Origin of the sequence: Actinokineospora sp. PR83, from assembly GCF_021056305.1 — a bacterium.
GTDB classification, from domain to species: Bacteria; Actinomycetota; Actinomycetes; order Mycobacteriales; family Pseudonocardiaceae; genus Actinokineospora; species Actinokineospora spheciospongiae.
On record NZ_JAJCXD010000027.1, the window covers coordinates 1 to 15,708 of the forward strand.

At 72.9% G+C, this 15,708-nt stretch carries 14 protein-coding genes; 6 read left to right on the forward strand and 8 right to left on the reverse strand.

Annotation, left to right across the window (positions count from 1 at the left end; translation table 11 throughout):
• Positions 1-504, forward strand: a 504-nt coding sequence (locus L6E12_RS09755) for a GNAT family N-acetyltransferase (protein ID WP_236227579.1), incomplete at its 5' end; no start/stop codon positions are given.
• A gap of 225 nt (positions 505-729) precedes the next feature.
• Here the strand turns inward: L6E12_RS09755 and L6E12_RS09760 are convergent.
• The 5 genes from L6E12_RS09760 to L6E12_RS09780 form a co-directional block, all read right to left on the reverse strand.
• Complete coding sequence (locus tag L6E12_RS09760) at positions 730-1,281, reverse strand: hypothetical protein (protein WP_236227580.1); 552 nt, start codon at positions 1,279-1,281, stop codon at positions 730-732.
• Positions 1,282-1,502: 221 nt separating this feature from the next.
• Entirely contained in the window at positions 1,503-2,660 is a 1,158-nt protein-coding gene (locus L6E12_RS09765; RefSeq protein WP_236227581.1) for an acyl-CoA dehydrogenase family protein, read from the reverse strand.
• The gene (locus L6E12_RS09770; protein WP_308074531.1) at positions 2,657-4,642 is read right to left on the reverse strand and encodes an acetyl/propionyl/methylcrotonyl-CoA carboxylase subunit alpha; all 1,986 of its coding nucleotides are present in this window, start codon (positions 4,640-4,642) and stop codon (positions 2,657-2,659) included. The genes L6E12_RS09765 and L6E12_RS09770 overlap by 4 nt, the downstream gene beginning before the upstream one ends.
• 5 nt (positions 4,643-4,647) lie before the next feature.
• A complete protein-coding gene (locus L6E12_RS09775) occupies positions 4,648-6,261 on the reverse strand; it encodes a carboxyl transferase domain-containing protein (RefSeq protein ID WP_236227582.1) in 1,614 nt (537 codons plus the stop codon).
• Positions 6,262-6,394: 133 nt separating this feature from the next.
• On the reverse strand, positions 6,395-7,192 hold the full coding sequence (locus L6E12_RS09780; RefSeq protein WP_236227583.1) for an SGNH/GDSL hydrolase family protein: 798 nt from the start codon (positions 7,190-7,192) through the stop codon (positions 6,395-6,397).
• Between the two features lie 155 nt (positions 7,193-7,347).
• Here L6E12_RS09780 and L6E12_RS09785 point away from each other — a divergent pair, with 155 nt between their 5' ends.
• Positions 7,348-7,971 carry a TetR/AcrR family transcriptional regulator gene (locus L6E12_RS09785; RefSeq protein WP_236227584.1) on the forward strand — a complete coding sequence of 208 codons (624 nt, stop codon included), beginning with the start codon at positions 7,348-7,350 and terminating at the stop codon, positions 7,969-7,971.
• Positions 7,972-8,092: 121 nt separating this feature from the next.
• Here L6E12_RS09785 and L6E12_RS09790 read toward each other — a convergent pair whose 3' ends face one another.
• Positions 8,093-8,494 carry a hypothetical protein gene (locus tag L6E12_RS09790; RefSeq protein WP_236227585.1) on the reverse strand — a complete coding sequence of 134 codons (402 nt, stop codon included), beginning with the start codon at positions 8,492-8,494 and terminating at the stop codon, positions 8,093-8,095.
• A gap of 266 nt (positions 8,495-8,760) precedes the next feature.
• On the opposite strand from L6E12_RS09790, the gene L6E12_RS09795 reads away from it, so the two are divergent.
• From L6E12_RS09795 to L6E12_RS09805, 3 genes are read left to right on the forward strand one after another with little or no spacing between them, the layout of a single operon-like run.
• On the forward strand, positions 8,761-9,570 hold the full coding sequence (locus L6E12_RS09795; RefSeq protein WP_236227586.1) for an SAM-dependent methyltransferase: 810 nt from the start codon (positions 8,761-8,763) through the stop codon (positions 9,568-9,570).
• 11 nt (positions 9,571-9,581) lie between these two features.
• On the forward strand, positions 9,582-11,687 hold the full coding sequence (locus tag L6E12_RS09800; RefSeq protein ID WP_236227587.1) for a diguanylate cyclase domain-containing protein: 2,106 nt from the start codon (positions 9,582-9,584) through the stop codon (positions 11,685-11,687).
• A 30-nt stretch (positions 11,688-11,717) separates the two neighbouring features.
• Positions 11,718-12,218 carry a hypothetical protein gene (locus tag L6E12_RS09805; protein ID WP_236227588.1) on the forward strand — a complete coding sequence of 167 codons (501 nt, stop codon included), beginning with the start codon at positions 11,718-11,720 and terminating at the stop codon, positions 12,216-12,218.
• A 9-nt stretch (positions 12,219-12,227) separates the two neighbouring features.
• Here L6E12_RS09805 and L6E12_RS09810 read toward each other — a convergent pair whose 3' ends face one another.
• Together L6E12_RS09810 and L6E12_RS09815 are read right to left on the reverse strand one after the other, a co-directional pair.
• Positions 12,228-13,310: a homoserine O-acetyltransferase gene (locus tag L6E12_RS09810; RefSeq protein WP_236227589.1), complete on the reverse strand. Its 1,083-nt coding sequence runs from the start codon at positions 13,308-13,310 to the stop codon at positions 12,228-12,230.
• A complete protein-coding gene (locus L6E12_RS09815) occupies positions 13,307-14,611 on the reverse strand; it encodes a bifunctional o-acetylhomoserine/o-acetylserine sulfhydrylase (protein ID WP_236227590.1) in 1,305 nt (434 codons plus the stop codon). Before L6E12_RS09815 ends, L6E12_RS09810 begins: the two co-directional genes overlap by 4 nt.
• Positions 14,612-14,826: 215 nt before the next feature.
• On the opposite strand from L6E12_RS09815, the gene L6E12_RS09820 reads away from it, so the two are divergent.
• Positions 14,827-15,699, forward strand: coding sequence for an SGNH/GDSL hydrolase family protein (locus L6E12_RS09820; protein WP_236227591.1), 873 nt, complete (start codon positions 14,827-14,829; stop codon positions 15,697-15,699).
• Positions 15,700-15,708: the final 9 nt, after the last annotated feature.

The window sequence follows — 15,708 nt, forward strand, 5'->3', positions numbered from 1 at the left end:
CCCGTATCGAAGAGGAGAACGCGGCCCCGGACCCCCCTGGAACTCCGCCAGGCCCGCCACGTGGACGAGGACACCCTGATGACCCTGTTCGCCCAGGTCGGCGACGGCACCCTGGACCACCACTCCAGCCGCGCCCGAGCCACCCGCGGCCGCACCGCCGAAGCCGCCGACCGCCTGCACAAGTGCTTCGCCTACCCCGGCGACCCCGCCTGGTTCACCATCGCCTTCACCCCCGACGGCCACCCCGCGGGCTACGTCGTCCCCGCCCTCATCGACGGCGACCACCCCGTCCTCGCCGAAATCGGCGTGGCCCAACCCTTCCGCGGCCAGGGCCACGTCGACCACCTGCTGACCACCGGCACCCGAGCCCTGACCACCGCCGGAGCCACCCGCATCCACTCCGACACCGACCAGGCCAACCACCCCATGCGCGCGGCCTTCGCCCGCGCGGGCTACCGCGAATTCGCCACCCGCCGCGACTACGCGTGGACCCGCCCGCACTGACCCCGCCTCGGCGGCGTGACCGCCGGCCGCGCCGCACGGCGACGGCGGAGACCCGCCAGGCGCACCGGCGACTGGCGGCTGGGGCGACTGGCGATTTTCGGGTTCCGGCCCGCCATGAGATCAGCGGCCCCGGTGCTGACCTGCCGGTGCCGAGTCCACCGTCGACGCCATGTTCCCCGCTTGGCCACAGTGGACAATCGGGAGGAACACCCGCCCCGACCCGCCTCAGCTGACCAGTTTGCAGTTGTCGTTGGCTTTCATCACCTCGCGCATCCCGGGGACGTCGGAGGCGTAGGCGGCGGGCTTGTAGGCCACCATGTCGATGCCGAGGACGGTGAGTGCGGACTGGGCATAATCCACGCCACCGCGGTGCAGCACGACGAGGTATTCGACGACCTGGCCGCGCAGGTCGCGATAGTGGGCGAGCCTGTCGGACACGACGGCGTTCGCTTCCTGGGCGGGAGGCGCCAGGTCCGGGAGGTTCTCGAGTCCGGTGATCGCGTTGCTCAGCTTGGCGTCCAGGGTGCTCAGCGCGGTCTCGACCCGTGGCAGGTCCGCCGCGGTCTTGATGTCGAAGGGTTTCGGCAGCGTGTACACCTCGGTCGTGAGGTCCTTGACCGCCTTGCAGTACCCGTCCGCCCAGTCCGCGAGGGCCGGGGCGGGGCTGGTGGGTGGCGGGGAGGTCGGCGCGGCCGGTGGCGGAGCCTGCGCGGGCGAGGCACACGCGACGGACGTGCAGCACGCCGCGGCGATCACCGCCACTGCCAGTCGGGCCATGCCGGGAACCTACCGACGACCGGTCGGGACCGGTCCCGACCTGTCTCGAGGGACAGCCTGAGGTCGGTCCAGACCCGGTCGGCAGATTCGGTGATCAGGCACGGCGGGAGGTCTTCGACCGACTGGCGCACGAGTTCGCCGAGGCGCGGTGTGCCGCGCCAGTCCGCCCCGACCGACCGAGCCGCGCGCAGATCGCCCGGTCGGGGTGGACAGGCGGGCGGTCAGCCCGCCAGTCCGAGTTCGCGGGCGATCAGCATCCGCTGCACCTCGCTCGTGCCCTCCCCGATTTCCAGGATCTTCGCGTCCCGGTAGAACCGCCCCACCGGGTACTCGTTCATGAACCCGTAGCCGCCGAAGATCTGCGTGGCGTCGCGGGCGTTGTCCATGGCCGCGTTGGAGGCGACCAGCTTGGCGATGGCCGCTTCCTTCTTGAACCGTTGGCCGCGCAGCATCTTCGCGGCCGCGGCGTAGTAGGCGAGGCGGGCGGTGTGGGTGCGGACTTCCATGTCGGCGATCTTGAACTGGATGGCCTGGTAGGAGCCGATGTTGTGGCCGAACGCGGAGCGCTCGGCGGCGTAGGTCAGCGACTCGTCGACGCAGCCCTGGGCGAGGCCGACGGAGAGGGCGGCGATGGCGACCCTGCCCTCGTCCAGTGTGGACAGGAATTGGGCGTAGCCGCGGCCTTCGGTGCCGAGGAGGTTCTCCGCGGGGACGCGGACGTCGGTGAAGGACAGGCCGCGGGTGTCGGAGGCGTTCCAGCCGACCTTGGAGTACTTGCGCGAGACCTCGAACCCGGGGGTGCCGGAGGGGATGATGATCGCCGAGATGCGCTTGCGGCCGTTGTCGTCCGTGCCGGTGACGGCGGTGACGGTGACCAGGCTGGTGATGTCGGTGCCGGAGTTGGTGATGAACGACTTGGACCCGTTGACCACCCACGAGTCCCCGTCGCGGGCGGCGCGGGTCTTGGTGGCGCCCGCGTCGGAGCCGCCGCCCGGTTCGGTGAGGCCGAACGCGCCGAGGGCGGTTCCCGCTGCCAGTGGGGGCAGCCAGCGCTCCTTCTGCTCGGCGGTGCCGAAGCGGTACAGCGGCATGGCGCCCAGTGACACCCCCGCCTCCAGGGTGATCGCCACCGACGAGTCGATGCGGGCGAGTTCCTCCAGGGTCAGGCACAGGGCGAAGTAGTCGCCGCCCATGCCGCCGTGCTCCTCGGGGATGGGGAGGCCGAACAGGCCCATCTGCCCCATCTTGGCCACGAGCGCGTACGGGAACTCCTCGCGCTCGTAGAGGTCGCCGATGACCGGGGCGACCTCCTCGCGGGCGAACTCGCGCACGGTCTTGCGCAGGGCGTCGTGCTCCTCGTCAACGCTCAGGTCGATCATCGCTCGTCCTCCGGTGGGGTGACCACGGCCAGGGTTTGGTCCAGCGCGACCTGTTGGCCGGGCCGGACGGGCAGTTCGGAGACGACGCCGTCGACCTCGGCGGTGACGGTGTGCTCCATCTTCATGGCCTCGACGACGAGCAGGGGCTGTCCGGCCACCACGCGCTCGCCCGCCGCGACCTTGACCACGAGCACGGTGCCGGGCATGGGGCTGGTGACCGGGCCGCCCGCGGCGGCGGTCCCCCGGTCGCCGTCGAGCGCGGAGTGCTCGGTGACGGCCCAGGTGTGCCCGGCGGAGGCCAGCCACAGGGTGTCCCCGGACTGGGCGCGGGTGTGGCGGGTGGCCCTGCCGCCCAGGGTGACCCGCAGCGAGCCGTCGGCGTGGGACGCCGAGGCGCGCACCGGTCCGCCGTCGCCGACCGTGACCTCCGCGGTGGTCGGGGTGCCGGTCACGTGCACGGTTTCGGTGCGGTCGCCGCAGGTCAGGCGCAGGGTGAGCGGGGCGGGGCGGCCGAGGCGCCAGCCGTTGGGGACGTCCCACGGGTCGATCGCGGCGCCGACCGGTTGCAGGGAGAGCAGTCGGTCGAGCGCCGCCGCGGCGAAGACCTCGTCGGGGGCTTCGGCGGTGCCGGTGAGCCGGTCGAGTGAGCGCTCGACGAGTTGGGTGTCGAGCCTGCCCGCGCGCACGTCCTCGTCGGCGAGGAGGGCGCGCAGGAAGGTGGTGTTGGTGCCGACGCCGAGGACCACCGTGTCGGCCAGGGCCGCGGAGAGCCTGGTGAGGGCTTCGGCGCGGTCGGCGCCGTAGGCGATGACCTTGGCGAGCATGGGGTCGTAGTCGGAGCCGACGACGGAGCCGACGCGCAGGCCGGAGTCGACCCTGGCCCACTCGGCGGTGGGTTCGCGCAGGTGCAGGACGGTGCCGCCGGTGGGGAGGAACCCGGCGGCGGGGTCTTCGGCGTAGACGCGGGCCTCGACGGCGTGGCCGTGGAGTTCGACCTCGTCCTGGGTGAGGGTAAGCGGTTGCCCTGCGGCGACGCGGAGTTGCTGTTCGACCAGGTCCAGGCCGGTGACCAGTTCGGTGACGGGGTGTTCGACCTGCAGGCGGGTGTTCATCTCCATGAAGAAGAACTCGTCGGGCCGGTCGGCGGAGACGATGAACTCGACGGTGCCCGCGCCGGTGTAGTCGACGGCCCTGGCGGCGTCGACGGCGGCCCGGCCCATCCGGGCGCGGGTCTCGGGGTCGAGCAGCGGCGAGGGCGCCTCTTCGATGATCTTCTGGTGCCGCCGCTGGAGGCTGCACTCGCGTTCGCCGAGGTGGATGGCGCCGCCGTGGGCGTCGGCGAGGACCTGGATCTCGATGTGCCGGGGGCGCTGCACGAACCGCTCGACCAGGAGCGTGTCGTCGCCGAAGGAGCCGCGGGCCTCGCGCCGGGCCGACTCGATGGCCGCGGTGAGCCCGTCGGCGGACTCGACGAGCCGCATCCCCTTGCCGCCGCCGCCCGCGGACGGCTTGAGCAGCACCGGGTAGCCGACCTCGGCCGCGGCGGCGACCAGGTCGTCGTCGGTCATGCCGGGTTCGGTGCGGCCGGGCACGACCGGGACGCCCGCGGCGGTGACGGTGAGCTTGGCGCGGATCTTGTCGCCCATGGCCTCGATGGCGCCGGGGGGCGGTCCGATGAAGACCAGTCCGGCGTCGGCGCAGGCGCGGGCGAAGGCGGCGTTCTCGGCGAGGAAGCCGTAGCCGGGGTGGATGGCCTCGGCGCCGCTCAGCCGGGCGGCGGCGATGACCCTCTCGGTGGACAGGTAGCTGTCGCGGGCGGCGGCCGGTCCGATGTGGACGGCTTCGTCGGCTTCGCGGACGTGCCGGGCGGACGCGTCGGCGTCGCTGTACACCGCGACCGAGCGGATGCCGAGGCGGCGGAGGGTGGCGATCACCCGGACCGCGATCTCGCCGCGGTTGGCGATGAGGACCGTGCTGAACACTGCGATCACATCCGGAAGACGCCGTAGCGGACGGGTTCGAGCGGCGCGTTGGCCGCGGCGGAGAGGGCCAGGCCGAGGACCTGGCGGGTGTCGGCGGGGTCGATGACGCCGTCGTCCCAGAGCCGGGCGGTGGAGTAGTAGGGGTTGCCCTGCTCCTCGTACTGGCGGCGGATGGGGTCGCGGAACGCCTCCTCCTCGGCCGCGGACCACTCGCCGCCGCGGGCCTCGATGCCGTCGCGGCGGACGGTGGACAGCACGGCCGCGGCCTGCTCGCCGCCCATGACGGAGATGCGGGCGTTGGGCCACATCCACAGGAAGCGGGGTGAGTACGCCCGCCCGCACATCGAGTAGTTGCCCGCGCCGAAGCTGCCGCCGATGACGACGGTGAACTTGGGCACGCGGGCGCAGGCGGTGGCGGTGACCATCTTGGCGCCGTGCTTGGCGATGCCGCCCGCCTCGTAGTCGCGGCCGACCATGAAGCCGGTGATGTTCTGCAGGTAGACCAGGGGGATGCTGCGCTGGTCGCAGAGTTCGATGAAGTGCGCGCCCTTCATGGCGGACTCGGCGAAGAGCACGCCGTTGTTGGCCACGATGCCCACCGGGTGCCCGTGGACGCGGGCGAAGCCGGTGACGAGGGTGGCGCCGTACTCCTTCTTGAACTCGCGGAACCGGCTGCCGTCGACGACGCGGGCGATGACCTCGCGCACGTCGTAGGGGGTGCGCGAGTCGATGGGCACGGCGCCGTAGAGGGTGGCCGGGTCGACGGCGGGTTCCTCGGTGGGCAGCACGTCCCACGGCTTGGGCGCGCGCGGGCCGAGGGTGCTGACGATGGAGCGGACGATGCGCAGGGCGTGCGCGTCGTCGTCGGCGAGGTGGTCGGTGACGCCGGAGGTGCGCGCGTGCACGTCGCCGCCGCCGAGTTCCTCCGCGGTGACGACCTCGCCGGTGGCGGCCTTCACCAGGGGCGGTCCGCCGAGGAAGATGGTGCCCTGGTTGCGGACGATCACGGCCTCGTCGCTCATGGCCGGGACGTAGGCGCCGCCCGCGGTGCAGGAGCCGAGGACGGCGGCGATCTGCGGGATGCCGCGGGCGGACATGGTGGCCTGGTTGTAGAAGATGCGACCGAAGTGCTCGCGGTCGGGGAAGACGTCGTCCTGGGCGGGCAGGAACGCGCCGCCGGAGTCGACCAGGTAGAGGCACGGCAGGTTGTTCTGGAGGGCGACCTCTTGGGCGCGCAGGTGCTTCTTGACGGTCATCGGGTAGTAGGTGCCGCCCTTGACGGTGGCGTCGTTGGCCACCACGACCACCTCGCGCCCGGACACCCGCCCCACCCCGGTGATCACCCCGGCGGCGGGTGCCTCGTCGCCGTAGAGGCCGGTGGCGGCGAGGGGGGAGAGTTCCAGGAAGGGGGAACCGGGGTCGAGGAGCGAGTCGACCCGGTCCCGGGGCAGCAGCTTCCCCCTGGCGACGTGCTTGTCCCTGGCCCGCTCGGGGCCGCCGAGTGCCGCGGTGTCGAGGCGCCGCCGCAGGTCGTCGACCAGGGCCGAGTGCTGTTCGACGTTGTCGGCGAACCCCGCGGAACCCTCGTCGACCCCGCTGCGCAGCACAGGCGCGTCCATCGCACATCCCGCCGTTAGTCACCGTTAACTACAGCCTCGATGTTAGCGCTGACTAACAATTCCGTCCAGCCGACCTCGGACAGGTCGGAGGCCACCTCCACCGGGGGTGGGGGTGGCCTCCGGGTGTCGCGGCTCAGCCCGTGACGGCGCGGAGCGCGGCGTAGTAGCCGCCGTTCTGGCCCGCGCTGTTGGGGTGGTAGGACTCGGCGATCGGGAAGGTGACGCTGTTGATCCAGCGGGTGCCGGAAGCGCAGATCTCGTGCCCGGAGAAGGAGTTGCGGGCGTCGACGAAGGTGAAGCCGTGCGCGGAGGCGGCCGAGGAGATGACGCCCGCGAGCACGTCGGAGGACTGGTTGATGGCCGCGCGCTTGGTCTCGCTGAGCCCGATGGCGCAGGAACCGCCGAGCTTGTAGATGCGCGGGTAGCCCATGACGACCACCCTGGCCGAGGGGGCGCGGGTGCGGATCTGGGAGTACACGGTGTTCAGCCGCCCGGGCAGGGTGGTGCGGGCGAAGTTCTGCGCGGCGGTGTTGCCCGCGACGCAGGTGGAGTCCGACCCGAGGTTGCAGTCGGTCATGACGTTGGCGAAGCCCGCGTCGTTGCCGCCGACGGAGATGGTGACCAGGGCGGTGGAGGAGGTGAGCGCGGAGAGCTGGTTGTTGGTGACGTCCGAGGTGACGGCGCCGGAGCAGGCGACGAACGCGAACGACGACGGCGCGTGCGCGTTGGCCCACAGCTGGGCGTAGGAGTTGCTGCTGCGCTTGCAGTCGCCGCTGCTGCCGTAGCTGCCCGCGCCGAGCCCGGAGGAGTAGGAGTCGCCGAGGGCGACGTACCCGCCCGCGGCGGCGGGGGCGGCGAGCGCGGGGGACGCCAGCCCGAGGATCGACAGGGCCGTGAGCACAGCCACGGCCCAGGAGCGAGTGATGCGCATTTCTAGCCTCCGAATCTGGAGGAATTCCCGACGGTTCACATCACTACCAGCGGAAAAGCGCTCACGGTACCTCCCGACAATGTGTTAACACTTGCCACTTTAGGGGGTGGGCGTCCGGTTAGCGGGCGCTAACCGGACCTCCGTACGATGTGCCCGTGCCCCCCGCAGCCGACCCCGCAGGCGCCAAGCCGTCCCGCCGCGAGCAGATCCTGGCCGCCGCCGCCGAGCTGTTCGCCCGGCACGGCTTCCACGGGGTCGGGATCGACGACATCGGCTCCGCGGTGGGCATCTCCGGGCCCGCCCTGTACCGGCACTTCCGGTCCAAGGACGCGATGCTCGGCGAGATGCTCACCTCCATCAGCGAGGTGCTGCTCACCGGGGGCCAGGCGCGGGTGTCCCCGGTGGCCGACCCCGACGTCACGCTGGGAGAACTGGTCCGCTTCCACGTCGACTTCGCCCTGGACAACCCGGCGCTGATCACCGTGCAGGAGCGCAACCTGGGCAACCTCACCGACCCCGACCGGCGCAAGGTCCGCGCCCTGCAGCGGCGGTACGTGGAGACCTGGGTCGAGGTGATCGTGGCGGCCGTCCCCGAGGTCACCGAACCCACCGCCCGCGCGGCGGCGCACGCGGTCTTCGGGTTGATCAACTCAACCCCGCACAGCAGGCACCTCGACCGCGACCAGATGGCGGACCTGCTGACCGGCATGGCCCTCTCCGCCCTGGTGCACACCCCTGCCGCCCAGCCGAGTCTTCAGCCGCGCTTAAGCGGCCGTTAGCGCACCGGTTCCCAGCGGACGACGGCCCACGCCGACCGGCCGCGTCGCGGGATCGCGGAAACGCAGGCGGGACAGCTCCGACCGAGCTGTCCCGCGACGAGCGTGAGCAGGTTCGAGCTGCCTAGGGCTTGTGGACGTCGGCGACGAAAGTGTATGCGCCGGTGGCATTGGCGACCAGCCAGACACGGACGAGGTTGATTCCACCGACCGGGCCCGGCTCGGTGAAGTTGAACGACCTCCTTTCATTGGCAGCGGTCCGGGTCTGCGTGCTGTAATAGCCGTTCGCGGTGTAGAAGTCGAACACCGCGGTCGTCGAGCCGGAATTCCGGTCGTCGAACACGTTTCCCACGACCGTTGCCGAGCGGTTCGAGAATGAGATGTTCGCGGTGACACAACCGCTGGTCCCGTTGCAGATCTCGGCGAACGCGGGAGTCAGCGGGTCCGCGCCTGCCACCCCTGCCGACAAGCCGATGCCGAGGAAGCCGAGCAACGCGAAAACCAGAGCCGTCAAGGAACGTTTCACTTTTGTCCTCCCCCTGGGGAATGGTCCACCTCCGACAATGGCACGGATGTCGACCGCCGGTACCGCCGACGGAGCGAGCCGCCGCGGGCACCGAAGTGCGCGTACTCGATTCGCAGAATTCACAGGCAAGTGGGGTGTGGGCGACTCCCGGCCACTCAGGTGGTCGCCCCGGGGTGACCGTGGGTGTGAAATCGAGGTCTCGTCCGGGTGATGGCGGCGGCGAGTAACGTGTCCGTCACGCTGCCGAGTCGGAAGAGGGGTTGGCCGTGGCGGAGTTGGCAGGCTGGGTGCCCGAGGGGATCGACCTGGAGCGGCCGAGTGCCGCGCGGCTCTACGACTACCTGCTCGGCGGTGGGCACAACTTCCGGCACGACCGCGAGCTGGCCCACCGGTTCCTCCAGGCCCAGCCCAACGCCAGGGAGATCGCCCGGCACAACCGCGCCTTCCTGCGCCGCTCCGTGCTGCTGATGGTCGAGCAGGGGGTCCGCCAGTTCCTCGACCTCGGCTCCGGCATCCCGACCGTGGGCAACGTGCACGAGATCGCCCAGGACGCCGACCCCGGTTCGCGCGTGGTCTACGTGGACTACGAGGAGGTGGCGTACGCGCACAGCATGCTGATGCTGCGCGACAACCCGCTGGCCACGATCGTGCAGGCCGACCTGACCCGGCCGGAGCAGGTGCTCGACGCCCCGGAGACGCGGGAGCTGCTGGACTTCGACCGGCCGATCGGGCTGCTGATGGCCGGGGTGTTCCACTTCGTCCCCGACGACAAGGACCCGGCGGGGATCGTCGCCCGGTACCGGAACCCGATGGTGGCGGGCAGCTACCTCGCCTTCTCCCAGTTCACCCGAGACCTGATGCCCTCGGCGATGGACCGGGTGGTGGAGGTGATGAAGACCAGCCGCGACCCGATGTTCCCCCGGTCGCACGCGGAGATCACCGCCCTGTTCGACGGCTACGAGGTCCTCGAGCCGGGCATCGTGCCGACGGCCCTGTGGCGCCCGGACGCGACCCTGGACGACGGGGACGACCCCGACCGGGCGGGCATCTACGCGGGCGTCGGCCGCAAGGCCTGAGGCCCGCGCACATGTCGACCCGACCGGTCGCCCCCGACGGGGACCAGGAGACCCTGGTCCGGTCGTGGCTGCGGGTGGTCGCCTCGACGGCGTACGTGCCCCGGTCCGCGCAGGACGTGGCAGCGCTGCTGGCCTCGATGCTGGCGGCGCTGACCGCGGCGCTGGTGGCGGAGCCGTTCGACACCGGGCCGGGGGCCGAGGTGGGCGCGCGGATGGTCACCGGGGCGCTGACCGGCGAGGAGACCCTGTCCCGGTCACTGGGTGTGCTGGCGGGTGGGCTGCTCGCCGCGGGCCACCACCCCGAACGGGTGGTGGTGCTGCTGGCCGCGGTGTCCTCCGGGTACGCCGCCGCGCTGCGCGCCAGGACGCTGGAGCAGCAGGAGGACATGAAGCGGGCGATGCTCAGCGCCGCCCGGTTGGCCGAGCAGGGCCGCAAGGACACCGAGCACCGGTTCCGCGAGGTGTTCACCGCCTCCGCCATCGGCATCGCCATCACCGGGGTGGACGGCCGGTTCCTGGAGACGAACCCGGCGCTGGCGGCGATCCTGGACCGCGAGCCGGAGGACCTGCGCGGGCACCTGCTCAGCGAGTACCTCGTCGGCCAGGAGGACCAGCCCGACCCGGCGTCGAGCGCGCCGGACCGCAAGCGGGTGGTGCGCCCCGACGGTGACACCGCGTGGGTGCTGGTGAACGACTCCGTCGTCCGCGACGACAGCGGCGAACCGGTGTACCGGGTGTCGATGGTGCAGGACCTCAGCGAGCTGGAGCTGCTCGGCACCCGGCTCACCCACCAGAGCCTGCACGACGCGCTGACCGGGTTGCCGAACCGGCTGCACTTCCAGTCCCGGCTGGAGGTGATGCTCGGGCAGGCCCACCCGGCGGCCCAGGTCACCCTGCTGTGCCTGGACCTGGACGCGTTCGGGCTGGTCAACACCACCCACGGGCACGCGGCGGGTGACCGGTTGCTGCGCGCGGTCGCGCACCGGCTCGCCGCCCTGGTCGAGGACGAGCCCGCGGCGCTGGTGGCGCGGGTCGGCGGGGACGAGTTCGCGGTGTTCGTCGTGGACGGGCCGTCGACCCCGGACATCCCCGGTCTGGTGGCGCTGGTGCGCGCGGAGCTGACCGAACCGGACTACGACGGGAAGATCGGCCTGGCGGCGACGGCGTCGATCGGGGTGGTGCGGTGCGCGGCGGCCGAGGTGGGCAGCGCGGAGCTGTTCCGCACCGCCGACGCCGCGCTGCACCGGGCGAAGGCCGCGGGCCGGGACCAGTGGGCGGTGCACGACCCGCACGTCGACCGCCGGGCCCGCCGCGTCGGTGCCGCCGCCACGTCCCTGCCGTCGGCGTGGGAGCTGGGTGAGCTGGTGGTGGCCTACCAGCCGGTGGCGCGGTTGGCGGACCGGGCGGTGGTGCGGGTGAGCGCGGTGCCGCACCTGCCGGGCACCCGGGGCGCGCTGCCGCCGCCCGCGGAGCTGGCCGAGCAGACCGGTCTGTCGGTGGCGCTGGCGCCGTGGCTGCTGCGGGAGGCCGCCGGGCAGCTCCCGGTGTGGCGGGAGCTGTTCCCGGGTGGCGGACCGGTGCTGCGGGTGACCCTGACCAGGACGCAGACGGCGGACGCGGACCTGGTGGGCGCGGTCAGCCGGGCCCTGGCGCAGGCGGCGCTGCCCGCGCACCTGCTGGAGGTGGTGCTGGACACCACCGCCGTCCGCGACGCCCACGGCGACGCCCGGGACAACCTGCGCACCCTGGGCGACCTGGGGGTCGGCCGCGGCCTGCACGGCTTCACCGGCGGCCCGGCCCTGGTGGAGCTGGTGGAGCGGTTCGGCGTGGGCGCGGTGCTGCTGGCCGACCCGTTCGACGGCTGGCGCCCCGACTGGCTGCCAGGGGACGCGGTGGCGGTGCGGGCCACCGCCGAGCTGATCGCCGCGGTGGGTTCGGTGGGCGCCGAGGTCGGCGTGGTCGGTGTCCGCGACCAGGCCGAGGCGTCCTGGTGGGCGGCCAGGGGCGCGAGCACGGGCGAGGGGCCCGCGTTCGGCGGCCCGGTGGGGGTGGCGGACGTGGCGCGCGCCGTGCGCGGCGGGAGCCCGCCGCCAAGTGAGCGAATCGCCCCGACCTGACCTCCCCGCGCGGGCGGGCCCTGTTGCAGGATGGGGTCCGTGGACGCCGACCCCGACCGCAGGCGCCGCCTCACCGAGGCCGCCGCCCAAGCCATCGCCGCCATGCGGGCGGGGGCGGACGACGGCGCCCTCGACCAGGTCGCCGCGGCCGTGCGGGACACCCGCGACAGCCACACCGAGGCCAGGGAGCTGATGCTGATCCTGTTCGGGGAGTGCGGCACCATGGTCGCCGCCCTCGGCTCGGGCGGCACCGCCCCGGTGAAGATGCAGGTCTACGACGACAACGGCGAGGAAGTCCCGATCGACGAGGCCGATCCCCCAGTCCGCACGGCGGTCCGCACCCTGCTCGCCGAGGTGCACGGGGACACCGAGGCGGCGAAGGCCCAGCTTGACATCGCGCTGCACGACGCGGCCCCGGAGGAGATGACCACGCTGATGGTCCAGGCGCTGCGCTGGACGCTGCGCCTGTCGGAGGAGTGCGCGGCCCGCGACCTGCCCGTCCCGCCGTGGCTCGCCGACGGGACCGCGTGAGCAGGGGGTCTACCCCAGCAGTTCCTTGACCAGCCCGGCAAGCTGCGGGATCTCGGTGAGGAACCCGTCGTGCCCGGAGGACGAGGTGATCACCCGGAGCCCGTCCGCCCCGGCGATGCCCGCGGCCAGTTCCTCCTGCTGCGCCAGCGGGTACAGCCGGTCGCTGTCCACCCCCGCCACCACCGCCCGCGCGGTCACCGACGACAGCGCGGCGGCGACACCGCCGCGCCCCTCGCCCACGTCGTGGTCGTTCATGGCCTCGGTCAGCACCACGTAGCTCCCGGCGTCGAAGCGCCGGGACAGCTTGTCGGCGTGGTGGTCCAGGTAGGACTCGACGGCGAACCGGCCGTCGGCTGCCCGCGCGCGCCCGAACCGGTCCTGCAACTCGGCACCGCTGCGGTAGGTGGTGTGCGCGATCCGCCGCGCGACCCCCAACCCCACGTGTGGTCCGGTCTCCGAGCCGTAGTAGTCGCCGCCGTTCCACATCGGATCGGCGCGGATCGCCGCCAGTTGCGGTGCGGCCCAGGCGATCTGGTCGGCCGAGGCCGCGGCCGGGCAGGCCAGCAGCAGCACGGCCGAGACCCGCGACGGCAGGCCCGCGGCCCACTCCAGGGCCCGCATGCCGCCCATCGACCCGCCCAGGACCGCGGCCCACACCGGGATGCCCAGCGCGTCGGCCAGCAGCGCCTCGACCGCCACCTGGTCGCGGATGCCGACCCGGGGGAAGCGGCTGCCCCAGGCGGCCCTGTCCGGGGCGGGTGAGGCGGGCCCGGTGGTCCCCTGGCACCCGCCGAGGACGTTCGCGCACACCACGAACCACCGGTCGGTGTCGACGGCCCGGCCGGGTCCGATCAGGCCGTCCCACCACCCGCCGTCCGGGCCCGCGTGCGCGTCGCCGGTGAGCGCGTGCTCGACCAGGATCGCGTTGTCGCGCCCGGGGTTGAGCGTCCCCCACGTCTCGTACGCGACGGTGACGGCGGGCAGGACCCCGCCCGCCGCCAGGTCCAGCGCGCCGAGCGCGCGGAACCGGCGGCGGCCGGGGGGATCCCCCTCCCGCCACGCGGCGGTGGCGGGAGGGGGAGCGGCACTCACAGTTCTGCCTTGGCCGCCCGGAAGCCCGCCTCCAGGTCGGCCTTGAGGTCCTCGACGTTCTCGATGCCGACCGCGAGGCGCACCAGCCCGGCGGTGACGCCGCTGGCGAGCTGCTCCTCGGGGGTGAGCTGGCTGTGGGTGGTGCTGGCCGGGTGCACGATCAGGCTGCGCACGTCGCCGATGTTGACCAGTTGGCTGTGCAGCTCGGTGCCGTCGACGAACCGGCGGCCCGCCTCGACGCCGCCGCGCAGATCGAAGGAGACGATGGCGCCCGCGCCGCGGGGCAGGTACTTCTGCGCCGCCGCGTGGTACGGCGAGGACGGCAGGCCCGCGTAGTAGACCTTCTCCACCTCGTCGCGCTGCTCCAGCCACTCGGCGAGGGCCTGGGCGTTGGCGACGTGGCGCTCCAGCCGCAGCGACAGGGTCTCGATGCCCTGCAGGATCAGGAAGGCGTTGAACGGGGAGACCGCCGCGCCGGTGTCGCGCAGGAGCTGCACGCGGGCCTTGGCGGCGAACGCGCCGGGGCCGAGGGCCTCCCAGAACTTGAGGCCGTTGTAGCTGGGGTCCGGCTCGTTGAAGCCGGGGTAGCGGGCCGGGTCCTTGCCGAAGTCGAAGGTGCCGCCGTCGACGAGGACACCGGCGATGGTGGTGCCGTGGCCGCCGAGGTACTTGGTGGCCGAGTGCACGACGACGTCGGCGCCGTGCTCGATCGGGCGCAGCAGGTACGGGGTGGGCACGGTGTTGTCCACGACCAGCGGGACGCCCGCCTCGTGCGCGACGTCGGCGACCTTGCGGATGTCGAGGACGTTGCTGCCCGGGTTGGCCAGGGTCTCGGCGAAGAACAGCTTGGTGTTCGGGCGGACCGCGGCCCGCCATGCCTCGGCGTCGTCCTGGTCGTCGACGAAGGTGACCTCGATGCCCAGCTTGGGCAGCGTGTAGTGGAACAGGTTGTACGTGCCGCCGTAGAGCGACGGGCTGGAGACGAAGTGGTCGCCGGAGTTGGCCAGGTTGAGGATGGCGGCGGTGGTGGCCGCGCTGCCGGAGGCGAACGCCAGTGCCGCGACACCGCCCTCCAGGGCGGCGACCCGGCCCTCCAGGACCTCCTGGGTGGGGTTGTTGATGCGGGTGTAGATGTTGCCCGGCTCGGCGAGGCTGAACAGGTCCTGCCCGTGCTGGCTGTCGCGGAACACGTACGAGGTGGTTTGGTAGATCGGGGTGGCCCGGGCACCGGTGGCGGGGTCGGGGGCGGCGCCCGCGTGCACCTGCTTGGTCTCGAACGACCAGGCTGCGGATTCGGTCATGGCGGTGGTACTCCTTCGTCGCTGGGGGAGGGGTTTCGCGCGGCCGGTCAGCGACAGGCGGCGCTGGTGACCCGCAGCAGGTCGACGTGGCGCCGAACGGTGAGAACGGCCATGCCCAGCACGGTAGTGGGATCGGTGCCACCGGGTCCCCGGTTGTCCACACCCTGGGAAATCCCGAATTGACCGTTCCCTCTTCCGCGTGAAACATCGGGCACATGCGCCTGCGCGCCCTGCTCGCCTGCGCGGTGGCCGTCGCCGCCGCCGCACCCGCCTCCGCCGCTCCGCAAGCCGCCGCGGAGCCCGGCTACCAGCGCTACGTGGCGCTGGGCGACTCCTACGCGGCGGGCCCGCAGATCCCCGGACCGGTGCCGGGGTCGGTCCCCGGGTGCGGCCGGTCGACGGCGAACTACCCGGCGCTGCTGGCCGCCTGGCTGCGGGTTCCCACGTTCGTGGACGTGACGTGCAGCGGCGCCACGACCGCGCACCTGACCGGCCCGCAGGCGGTCCCCGGTGGGGTGAACCCGGCGCAGTTCACCGCGCTGACCCCGGACACCGACCTGGTCACGCTGACCATCGGCGGCAACGACATGGGGTTCGGCCGCATCCTCGAGACCTGCGCGCGCGAGGGCCGGGCGGATCCGGGGGGCGACCGCTGCCGGGCGTACTTCACCCGATCGGGCACCGACGTCCCGGCCGCGGACGTCGCCGCGGCCGGGCGGCGGATCACCGCCCTGCTGCGCCGGGTCCACGAGCTGGCGCCGAGGGCGAGGGTGGTCGTGGTCGGCTACGCGCGCATCCTGCCCGAGGGCCCGGGCTGCTGGCCGCTGATGCCGTTCGCCGCCGGGGACACCGCCTACTTCGACTCGGTCGAGCGGCGGCTCGACGACTCCCTCGCCGCCGCGGCCGCGGCGACCGGCTCCGACCACGTCGACCCGTACCGGTACGGGACCGGGCACGACGCGTGCGCCGCCCCGGAGCGGCGGTGGGTGGAGCCGCTGCTGCCCGCGAGCCCGGCCGCGGCGGTGCACCCCAACGCGCGCGGGATGGCCGCGGTGGCGGCCCTGGCGTGGTTGGCCGCGCGCCGCTGACCTTTACTG

Bases quoted from the DNA above. Each gene is read 5' to 3' on its own strand.
- L6E12_RS09765 (WP_236227581.1), bottom strand. From the start codon at position 2,660: ATGATCGACCTGAGCGTTGACGAGGAGCACGACGCCCTGCGCAAGACC.
- L6E12_RS09760 (WP_236227580.1), bottom strand. From the start codon at position 1,281: ATGGCCCGACTGGCAGTGGCGGTGATCGCCGCGGCGTGCTGCACGTCC.
- L6E12_RS09815 (WP_236227590.1), bottom strand. From the start codon at position 14,611: ATGACCGAATCCGCAGCCTGGTCGTTCGAGACCAAGCAGGTGCACGCG.
- L6E12_RS09780 (WP_236227583.1), bottom strand. From the start codon at position 7,192: ATGCGCATCACTCGCTCCTGGGCCGTGGCTGTGCTCACGGCCCTGTCG.
- L6E12_RS09805 (WP_236227588.1), top strand. From the start codon at position 11,718: ATGGGGTCCGTGGACGCCGACCCCGACCGCAGGCGCCGCCTCACCGAG.
- L6E12_RS09820 (WP_236227591.1), top strand. From the start codon at position 14,827: ATGCGCCTGCGCGCCCTGCTCGCCTGCGCGGTGGCCGTCGCCGCCGCC.
- L6E12_RS09775 (WP_236227582.1), bottom strand. From the start codon at position 6,261: ATGGACGCGCCTGTGCTGCGCAGCGGGGTCGACGAGGGTTCCGCGGGG.
- L6E12_RS09800 (WP_236227587.1), top strand. From the start codon at position 9,582: ATGTCGACCCGACCGGTCGCCCCCGACGGGGACCAGGAGACCCTGGTC.